A 2,684-nucleotide genomic window follows, 5' to 3' on the forward strand; every position below is an offset into this window, starting at 1 on the left:
CCGGGGGGCCCTTAGACCCGCTCCGACAACCCGCCGCCCACGCGGCCACCGCCGTCCCCGGGGTTGTCGGCGCCCCCCGCCCCCCCCCCCGGGCCGCCGGGGTCGGGGGCGGCGCGGGGGGGCCCGCGCCGGTCCCGGAGATGATTGACTTTGCCAACCATCTCGGCCTACTGTCGACAGAAGCTTGATGTTGTCAACTATCAAGCGCTTCAAAATTTCCTGTCGGGAGTACTCTCATGAAGGCCATCACCGAATCCGATCCCGCCACCGTCGTCGCCGGGCTGCGCGCCGCCTTCGCGAGCGGCCGGACCCGCCCGGTCGCCTGGCGCCGGGAGCAGCTGGGCGCCCTGCGCGCGCTGCTCACCGAGCGGAGCGACGATCTCCTCACGGCGCTCCACGCCGACCTCGGCAAGGGACCCGCCGAGGCGTACCGCACGGAGATCGCCTTCACCCTCAACGAGCTCGACCACACCGTCCGGCACCTGGACGAGTGGCTGAGCCCGCGGCCGGCCGACGTCCCCGAGGCGTTCCGCCCGGCCACCGCCCGGGTGGTCCGGGAGCCGCTCGGCGTGGTGCTGGTGATCGCGCCCTGGAACTACCCGCTCCAGCTCGCCCTGGCCCCGGTGGTGGGCGCGCTGGCGGCCGGCAATGCCGTCCTCGTGAAGCCCAGCGAGCTGGCCCCCGCCACCTCCGCCGCGCTGGCCCGGCTGCTCCCGCGCTACCTCGACCCGGAGGCCGTCGCCGTCGTCGAGGGCGCCGTCCCGGAGACCACCGCCCTGCTGGAGCAGCGGTTCGACCACATCTTCTACACCGGCAACGGCGCGGTCGGCCGGATCGTGATGACCGCCGCCGCCCGCCACCTGACCCCGGTGACCCTGGAGCTCGGCGGCAAGAGCCCGGTGGTGGTCGACCCGGACACCGACCTCGAGGTCACCGCCCGGCGGCTGGCCGCCGGCAAGTTCCTCAACGCCGGCCAGACCTGCGTGGCCCCCGACTACGTCCTCGCCGTCGGCGGCACCGGCCCCGCGCTGGCCGGGCACCTGGCCGAGGCCGTCCGCGCGCTCTACGGCGAGGACCCGGCGGCTGATCCCGAGTACGGCCGGATCGTCAACACCCGCCACTTCGACCGCCTGGCCGCGCTGCTCGGCGACGGCCGCGTGGTCACCGGCGGCGGCCACGACCGGGCCACCCGCTTCATCGAGCCCACCGTGCTGGCCGACGTGGATCCGGACGCCCCGGTGATGCGCGAGGAGATCTTCGGCCCGGTGCTGCCGGTGCTGGAGGTGGCCGATCTCGACGCGGCGATCGCCTTCATCACCGCGCGGGAGAAGCCGCTCGCGCTCTACGCCTTCACGGAGTCGGAGACGACCAAGCGCCGGCTCGCCGAGGAGACCTCCTCCGGTGCCCTGGTCTTCGGCCTTCCGGTGTCCCATCTGGCCGTGCCCGAACTGCCGTTCGGCGGCGTCGGGGAGAGCGGCATGGGCAACTACCACGGCGAGTACTCGCTGGCGACGTTCAGCCACACCAAGGCGGTGCTCGACAAGCCGCTGGGCTGAGCCCGGGGGCCCGTCCAGGGGCGCCGCCCGCCTCCCGGGGCAGGCGGCGCCCGCGTTCGGAAGCGCCCGCGCGCGGCCGGGCCGGACGGTGCCGGATGCCACACCGCGGACGCGCCCGGAAAAGGACCCCGTTTCGCGCCCGCACCTGCTACAGTCGACGTCAGTTGCAGTTTTGGTTCCCATGAACTCTGTGTGCGCCTGCCGGTTGTAACCGCTGGCGCATTTTTGTTTTCCCCGGATTTTCCTCGGGTGGGCCTCATCGCGGCGACGCGGGACTTCGCGAGGTGCGAAGCTCCGGATTTGCCCTTTCAAGGAGAATTTTTATGGCTAATGGCACTGTGAAGTGGTTCAACGCGGAGAAGGGCTTCGGCTTCATCGAGCAGGAGGGTGGCGGCCCGGACGTCTTCGCCCACTACTCGAACATCAACGCCCAGGGCTTCCGTGAGCTGCTCGAGGGCCAGAAGGTCGAGTTCGACGTCACGCAGGGCCAGAAGGGCCCGCAGGCGGAGAACATTCGCCCCCTGTAGTACGCACCGCTGAGCGGCCCCGGCCGAACAGCACGGGCCTGCACTGCGCTTCGCGCACGGTGCAGGCCCTTCGGCGTTCCCGGGCGCGGGCCGGGCGGCCGTGGGCGCCCGCGGCCGACAGGCGGCGCCGGGACCGGCCGGAGCGAAGCCGGCGGGCCCGGGACCCTGACTCCGCCGGGCCCGGTCCGTTAGCCTGGCGGTATGCCGAACCCGGATCCGTTGCTCATCAGTATCACCGCGATGGTGGAGTCGACGGGCAGTAATCAGATGCCGATCACCGTGGTCGTCCCCGGCGCAGTCATCACCGGGCGGCTCGCCGCCGAGACTGTCTGGCGGGAACGAGTCGCCGAAGTCCTGGAAGCGTCCGACCACCTCAAACCCTTCGCGCCGCTGTTCGCCGACGCGGTGACGGACGCCGACGCCCCGGTGACCCACCTGCACCTGCACCTCGCCAAGATCCTGCAGGGCAGCTTCGGCCTCCCGCACACCGGCGGGATGTACCGCATCGCGATCGACGACGTCAGCAGCTGGACCCTGGGGGACCTCAGCTACTCGGACCAGTGACGGTGGCGGGTGCCCGGCCGGCCGCGCAGGCCGGCCG

At 72.2% G+C, this 2,684-nt stretch carries 3 protein-coding genes; all 3 read left to right on the top strand.

Annotation, left to right across the window (positions count from 1 at the left end; genetic code table 11):
* The first annotated feature begins 236 nt into the window (after positions 1-236).
* Positions 237-1,556: an aldehyde dehydrogenase family protein gene (locus ACFWA9_RS38920; RefSeq protein WP_352294275.1), complete on the top strand. Its 1,320-nt coding sequence runs from the start codon at positions 237-239 to the stop codon at positions 1,554-1,556.
* Between the two features lie 323 nt (positions 1,557-1,879).
* Positions 1,880-2,083 carry a cold-shock protein gene (locus tag ACFWA9_RS38925; RefSeq protein WP_042388274.1) on the top strand — a complete coding sequence of 68 codons (204 nt, stop codon included), beginning with the start codon at positions 1,880-1,882 and terminating at the stop codon, positions 2,081-2,083.
* Between the two features lie 201 nt (positions 2,084-2,284).
* Entirely contained in the window at positions 2,285-2,647 is a 363-nt protein-coding gene (locus ACFWA9_RS38930) for a hypothetical protein (protein ID WP_329491017.1), read from the top strand.
* The last annotated feature ends 37 nt before the right edge of the window (positions 2,648-2,684 follow it).

This window comes from Kitasatospora sp. NPDC059973 (assembly GCF_042737525.1).
GTDB lineage: Bacteria > Actinomycetota > Actinomycetes > Streptomycetales > Streptomycetaceae > Kitasatospora.